6 protein-coding genes are annotated in these 7,070 nt (G+C 68.6%); all 6 read left to right on the top strand.

Features of this window, described 5'->3' with window-relative positions; genetic code table 11:
- The first annotated feature begins 187 nt into the window (after positions 1-187).
- Entirely contained in the window at positions 188-1,900 is a 1,713-nt protein-coding gene (murJ, locus tag Q7F20_RS01720) for a murein biosynthesis integral membrane protein MurJ (RefSeq protein WP_305738382.1), read from the top strand.
- An 80-nt stretch (positions 1,901-1,980) separates the two neighbouring features.
- Positions 1,981-2,979 carry a thioredoxin-disulfide reductase gene (trxB, locus tag Q7F20_RS01715; RefSeq protein WP_305738381.1) on the top strand — a complete coding sequence of 333 codons (999 nt, stop codon included), beginning with the start codon at positions 1,981-1,983 and terminating at the stop codon, positions 2,977-2,979.
- Positions 2,980-3,042: 63 nt separating this feature from the next.
- Positions 3,043-3,369, top strand: a complete 327-nt coding sequence (gene trxA, locus Q7F20_RS01710; protein WP_017887828.1) for a thioredoxin — start codon at positions 3,043-3,045, stop codon at positions 3,367-3,369.
- A 198-nt stretch (positions 3,370-3,567) separates the two neighbouring features.
- Positions 3,568-4,872: a PLP-dependent aminotransferase family protein gene (locus Q7F20_RS01705; protein WP_305738380.1), complete on the top strand. Its 1,305-nt coding sequence runs from the start codon at positions 3,568-3,570 to the stop codon at positions 4,870-4,872.
- 45 nt (positions 4,873-4,917) lie between these two features.
- Entirely contained in the window at positions 4,918-5,880 is a 963-nt protein-coding gene (locus tag Q7F20_RS01700; RefSeq protein WP_305738379.1) for a D-alanine--D-alanine ligase, read from the top strand.
- Between the two features lie 43 nt (positions 5,881-5,923).
- Positions 5,924-6,526 (top strand): ElyC/SanA/YdcF family protein, encoded by a 603-nt coding sequence (locus Q7F20_RS01695; RefSeq protein WP_305738378.1) that lies wholly within the window; start codon positions 5,924-5,926, stop codon positions 6,524-6,526.
- Positions 6,527-7,070 lie beyond the last annotated feature (544 nt).

Here is a 7,070-nt window from a genome sequence, read left to right as displayed (position 1 = left end):
CGCATTCTCCGGGTCCGCAATCCTCGGCCCACCCCTCACCCCCCGCCGGCCCCCCCCCCCCCCCCACGACGAGGACGACGAGGACCCGAACCGGCTGCTCGAGATCCAGCCGGCGGTCGGGGGCGACCCGGTGCCGGCCGCAGCGCCGCGGGGCGGGCAGGCACCGTTCCTCCAGTCAGACACCGCGGTGCGCGACGCACCGACAGCCGCCCCCGAGGAGCCGACCATCAGCGCCACCCAGCCCCAGCCGTCCGTCGACGCAGAGCCGGCCGCGGAGCGCAGCCTCGGCCGTGCCAGCGCGATGCTCGCCGCCGGCACCATGCTGTCGCGCGTCCTCGGGTTCGCGAAGACCTTCGTCCTCGCCTTCGCGATCGGCAACACCGGCTCCGACGCCGCGAACGCCTTCGGCATCTCGAACCAGCTGCCGAACAACATCTACGCGCTCATCGCGGGCGGCCTGCTGTCCGCCGTGCTGATCCCGCAGATCGTGCGCTCGATGAAGCAGCACACCGACGGCGGTGTGGCGTACGTCAACAAGATCGTGACGCTCGGCGGGTCGGTGTTCATCGTCATCACGATCGTCGCGACGCTCGCGGCGCCGTTCCTCGTGTGGGCGTACAGCCAGCAGGCGTCCGGCGACAGCAAGGGCTTCACGCCGGCCCAGACGGACCTGGCGGTCGCGTTCGCGTTCTGGTGCCTGCCGCAGATCCTCTTCTACGCGATGTACTCGCTCCTCGGTGAGGTCCTCAACGCGAAGCAGGTGTTCGGCCCCTTCACCTGGGCGCCGCTGCTCAACAACGTCATCGCGATCGCCGGCCTGATCGTCTTCATCGCCCTGTTCGGTGGTCGCGACGTGAACGCCAGCACCGAGGGGTGGACAGCGCTCAAGATCGCCGTCCTCGCCGGCAGCGCGTCGCTGGGCGTGTTCGCGCAGGCAGCCTTCCTGCCGTTCTTCTGGCGGCGCGCCGGCCTGACCTTCCGACCGGACTTCCGCTGGCGCGGGGTCGGTCTGCGTTCGACCGGGACGGCCGCCGGGTGGCTCTTCGCGATGATCCTCGTGACGCAGCTCGCCGGCCTCGTGCAGTCCCGCGTCGCCTCGCTCGCCGGTGGCGCCGGCATCGCCACCCTCGGCACGACGTGGCTGCTGTTCATGCTCCCGCACTCGATCATCGCGGTCTCGATCGCGACCGCGTACTTCACGCGGATGAGCCACGACGCCGAGCGTGGCGACCTCGGGGCGGTGCGCCGGAACCTGTCGCTCTCGCTCCGCATCGTCGGCCTGTTCACCGTGTTCGCGAGCGTCGCGCTCATCGTGCTCGCGATGCCGTTCGCGCGGATCTGGGAGAACCGGTTCGACCACACGCAGGCGATGGCCGAGGTCCTGTGGGCCTACATGCCCGGGCTCGTCCTGTTCAGCATGCTCTTCATCATCCAGCGGGTGTTCTGGGCGCTGCACGACCACCGCACGCCCTTCTTGATGCAGTGCGTCCAGTCCGTGCTCTTCGTGATCGGAGCCCTCGCCGTCGCGACCTTCCCCGGCGACGTCATCGGCGTCTCGATCGCGGTGTGCACGACCGTCGCGGGGTCGGTGCAGACGATCATCGCGCTCGTGCTGGTCCGCCGGCGTCTGCACGGCATCGAGGGGCCGGTCGTCACCCGGTCGCACGTGCAGTTCATCATCGCCGCGCTCATCTCCGGCGTCGTGGGTCTCGTCGTCGTCAACTTCTTCGGCGGCTTCTCGGCCGACGGCTTCGCGATGTCCGACGTCTCCGGCGCGCTGATCACCATCGTCCTCACCGGCGCCGTGATGGTGCTCGTCTACTTCGGGGCGCTCGTCGTCGCGAAGAACGGTGAGATCACGGGCGCCGTCGACATCCTGCGCAAGCGGCTCGGCCGCTGACGCGCTCCCGGCTGGCGCGGAATGCCACGCCGGTACCATGTGTTGACCCGGTCAGCCATCTACGGAAGGGGCAGCGAGGCATGCGCCAGCTCATCATCATCGGTTCCGGCCCGGCCGGGTTCACCGCCGGCATCTACGCGGCACGCGCGGAGCTCAAGCCCCTGATCGTCGCCTCGAGCGTCGAGACCGGCGGCGAGCTCACGAAGACGACCGAGGTCGAGAACTTCCCGGGCTTCCCCGAGGGGATCCAGGGCCCGGACCTCATGATCAAGATGCAGGAACAGGCCGAGAAGTTCGGTGCCGAGGTCCTCTACGACGACGCTGTGTCGGTCGACCTCACCGGTGACGTCAAGAAGGTCACGGTCGGCTCCGGCGAGACGTACGAGGCCCTCGCGGTCATCTACGCGACCGGTTCGGCCTACCGCCACCTCGGCCTCGCCGACGAAGAGCGGCTGTCCGGTCACGGCGTCAGCTGGTGCGCGACCTGCGACGGCTTCTTCTTCCGCCAGAAGAACATCGCCGTCGTCGGCGGTGGCGACTCCGCCATGGAAGAGGCGACGTTCCTCACGCGCTTCGCCGACAAGGTGACGGTCATCCACCGCAAGGACACCCTGCGCGCGTCGAAGATCATGCAGGACCGGGCCATGAACGACCCGAAGATCGAGTTCGCGTGGAACAAGGAGGTCACCGGCATCACGGGTGACTCCGCGGTGACCGGCGTCACGCTGCGCGACACGGTGGACGGCACCGAGAGCGAACTGGCCCTCGACGGCCTCTTCATCGCGATCGGCAACGACCCGCGCACGCACCTGATCCACGGCCAGATCGACATCGCCCCCGAGGGCACGATCGCGGTCCAGGGTCGCTCCTCGAAGACGAACCTCCCCGGCGTGTTCGCGGCCGGCGACGTCATCGACCCGACCTACCGTCAGGCGATCACAGCAGCCGGCTCCGGCACCGTCGCAGCGCTCGACGCCGAGAAGTACCTCGCCGAGCTCGACGACGCCCTGACCGTCCCGGCAGAGGGCGTCACGCCGGAACCGCCCGTCACGGTCGACGTCGAGGCCGCTCGAGCCTGAACCACGGAATACCGCAGCGCCCGGAGCGTTGCACCCACTGATCGACTTCTCGAAGGAGCACACATGTCCAACGCCAAGGCAGTCACCGACGCCACCTTCTCGGACGAGGTCCTCAAGTCCGACAAGACGATCCTCGTCGACTTCTGGGCCGAGTGGTGTGGCCCGTGTCGCGCGGTCTCGCCGATCCTCGACCAGATCGCCGAGGAGCACGCCGGCAAGATCGAGATCGTGAAGCTCAACGTGGACGACAACCCGCAGTCCGCGATGAACTACCAGATCACCTCGATCCCGGCCATGAAGGTCTTCAAGGGCGGCGAGGTCGTCAAGACCGTCATCGGCGCGAAGCCGAAGCCGGCGCTCGAGGCCGACCTCGCAGAGTTCCTCGCGTAGGACCCATCGAACGGCCCCACACCCACACCGGGTGCGGGGCCGTTCCTCGTTCCGGCACCCACACCGGGTGCGGGGCGGTTCATCGTTCCGGGCCACAGCTTCAGGATCGGCCCTGACGCGAACCCCGGGTTTCCGGGGTCGATGTCGTAGTGTGGCGGGAATGTGAGTGGCGGGCAGGACCCGCGGAACGGAGCCACGATGACGAACGGCAACAGCCTCGACCCCTGGTACGACTCGTACGCCCAGCGCACCGCCGGGCTGAGCGCCTCCGAGGTCCGAGCCCTGTTCGCCGTCGCGTCGCGGCCCGAGGTGGTCTCGCTCGCCGGCGGCATGCCGTACGTCTCGGCGCTGCCGCGTGAGCTCGTCACGGGCTCCCTGGATCGTGTGATGGCCGAGGACGCCGCCATGGCACTCCAGTACGGCGGAGGACAGGGTCTGCGGTCCCTGCGCGAGCACATCGTCGACGTGATGAGCCTCGAGGGCATCCGCGCCAGCGCCGAGGACGTCGTCGTGACCACGGGTTCGCAGCACGCGCTGGACCTCGTCACCCGCCTCTTCATCGACCCGGGCGACGTCGTGCTCGCCGAGTCGCCGTCCTACGTCGGCGCGATCGGAGTCTTCCGCTCGTACCAGGCCGAGACCGTGCACGTCACCACCGACGAGAACGGTCTCGTCCCCGAGGCGCTGCGCGAAGCGATCGCGAACCTCCGCACGCAGGGCAAGCGGATCAAGTTCCTCTACACGATCCCCAACTTCCACAACCCCGCCGGTGTGACCCTCAGCCGCGAGCGTCGCATCGAGATCCTCGACATCTGCCGCTCGAACAACATCCTCGTCCTCGAGGACAACCCCTACGGCCTCCTCTGGTTCGACGAGCCCGCACCGCAGGCGATCCGATCCATCGACGAGGAGGGCGTCGTCTACCTGGGGTCCTTCTCCAAGACGCTGGCGCCGGGCTTCCGCGTCGGCTGGGCCCTCGCGCCGCATGCCATCCGCGAGAAGCTCGTCCTCGCCAACGAGTCGGCCGTCCTCGCGCCGAACTCGTTCGGCCAGTACGTCGTCAACGCCTACCTCGACGCCGCGGACTGGAAGGGTCAGGTCGACACCTTCCGCGGTCTCTACGCCGAGCGTCGCGACGCCATGCTCTCCGCGCTGGGGGAGTTCCTACCGGACCTCTCGTGGACCAAGCCGAACGGCGGGTTCTTCGTCTGGCTGACCCTGCCCGAGTCGCTCGACTCGAAGGGGATGCTGCCGCGCGCGGTCAAGGAACTCGTCGCGTACACGCCGGGAACGGCCTTCTACGCCGACGGCAGGGGCGGCGGCCACATCCGTCTGTCGTTCTGCTACCCCACCCCGGAGCAGATCCGCGTGGGGGTCAAGCGACTCGCCAACGTCGTGAACGACGAGCTCGAACTCGTGGAGACCTTCGGCTCCGCGACGCGGCCGAACGCCGTCGTCCGACCGGCATCCTCGGTCAGCGCTCCGCCCCCGAACGTCTCCTGACCAGCACTTTTCTCGTTCCATCAGCAGTACCGGAGGTCCATCCGCATGGCCGAGCTCACCCGCCGTCACGTCGTCGTCGTCGCGGGAGGGATCTCGCACGAGCGTGACGTCTCCTTGCGGTCGGGCCGCCGGGTGGCCGACTCGCTGACCGGGTACGGCTGGCAGGTGGACCTGCGGGACGCTGACGCATCCCTGCTCCCGACACTGCGGGAGAGCCGCCCGGACGTCGTGTGGCCAGCACTGCACGGCGCCTCCGGTGAAGACGGCGCCCTGCGGGGCATCCTGGAGGCGCTCGACATCCCGTTCGTCGGCTCACGTTCGACGTCGGCTCGGCTGGCATGGGACAAGCCCACCGCTTCAGCGCTGGTCGCGCGAGCAGGGGTCCGGACGCCCCGCTCGGTCACGCTGTCGCACGATGTCTTCCGAGAGCTCGGCGCGGTCGGTGTCCTCGAGAGCATCGCAGCCGAGCACCCGGTCCCGCTCGCCGTCAAGCCCGCCCGGGGAGGGAGCGCCCAGGGTGTCACGCTCGTGGACGACGTGAACGACCTCCCGCGTGCGATGGTCACCGCCTACACGTACTGCGACGACGTCGTGGTCGAGCAACTCATCCGCGGAACCGAGGTCGCCGTCGGGATCATCGACACCGGAGACGGTCCGGTAGCGCTCTCCGCCGTCGAGATCGTCCCGCGGAACGGCATCTACGGGTTCGAGGCGCGGTACAACGCGGGCGAGACCACCTTCTACACGCCGGCGCGCCTCTCCGAGGACTACGCGGGTGCAGCGTCCACCGCTGCCGTGTCGGCGCACCAGGCTCTCGGTCTCCGCCACATCTCGCGCGTGGACCTCATCGTCGATGCTGCGGGCACCCCGTGGTTCCTCGAGGCGAACGTCCTGCCCGGGCTCACCGAGACCTCCCTCGTGCCGCAGGCTCTGTCGGCGTCCGGCTTCGACCTGGGGTGGACGTACGCCGAGCTGGCGGAGCAGGCAATCCGCGACCACCGCGCCTGAGCCCTCGATGGCGGCGACGAGGCACGTTCCACGTGGAACATCCGTGGCCGCCATCCTCTCGGCCACGGGACTCGCGGTTCTGCTCGCCGGCGAGCTCGTGCACTCCCTGACCGCTCGTCAGGCGGTAGGGCTCCCTCGGCCGACACCGGGCTCGACGGTACTCGTCGTGGTGCTCGGATTCGGCAATCGTGGTCGACGTATCAACACCGTGAATCGTTGGCGGGCTCGGATCGCCATCCGCACGGCGCGTGCGGCTCGTACAGCCGGCGCGTCCGCCGCAATCCTGTGCAGCGGGGGAGCGGTACGGGGCAGTACTGCTGAGGCGGTCATCCTGCGGGACTACATCACGCAAGTCCTCCACTGGGACGGCCCGGTGTCGGTCGAGTCACGGAGTCGATCGACGTGGGAGAACGTGCGGAACTCCCTGCCCTGGGTCGCCTCGACCGACTGGGTGGCCTTTGCGTCGAACGGGCTACACGCCGCGAAGGCACGGGTGTACCTCGCCCGTCAACGACCGGACCTCTGCTCGCGCATTGTCGCAGCGAAGGACTACCGATTCGGAGAGATGATCGTCTTGAAGCCGCTGTTCGGTGCGGTCGGATTGTGGAAGCTCCGCACACTGTTCCACGTGGAACACTCCCCGTAGCTCTCTTCGAGATCGCTCGTGCTCGCGATCACCGTTCGCCGGACCGCGGTGATGTTGCCGAGACACCGTCACCGAGCTCGGACGGATCGGCGCGCTGATCGTCACCAGGCCCTATCTGCCCACAGGTGCGATTCGTCGGGGGCGGTCAGTTGGGGTACCGCACCGCCTGCTGTCCATCGTCCGGCTGCGGCTCCAGCCGGCCGATCAATCCACCCTCCATCGGGCTCCAAGGGCGAGGTAGCGATCGCATCGGCGAAGGGAGAGTCACGCTCAGTTGAAGTGGGGTGCCCACTCGCGGCGGGCGAGGGAAAGCGCAATCGGCCTTGGCTGCCGATGCGCGTCAATGACCGGGCCGTGGTCGGAGCCTGGTCGAGATCGCACTGTGCGCGCCGGTCCCCGTGGTCGACCTTCCCTGGCAATGAGCAAGGCGTGAGCGTCGTGCCCCTTAGCGTCAAGCAGTACAGTCAGGGCCCGGCAGGAACCGCCAGCGAAGATGTTCCACGTGAAACGCGCTCGTGACTGGGCCCGTGCGCGGGATCATCGC

Source organism: Curtobacterium sp. A7_M15 (assembly GCF_030705415.1).
GTDB lineage: Bacteria > Actinomycetota > Actinomycetes > Actinomycetales > Microbacteriaceae > Curtobacterium.
Note: the sequence above shows the minus strand (reverse complement) of the source record. Positions and strands in the feature narration are given on the sequence as shown.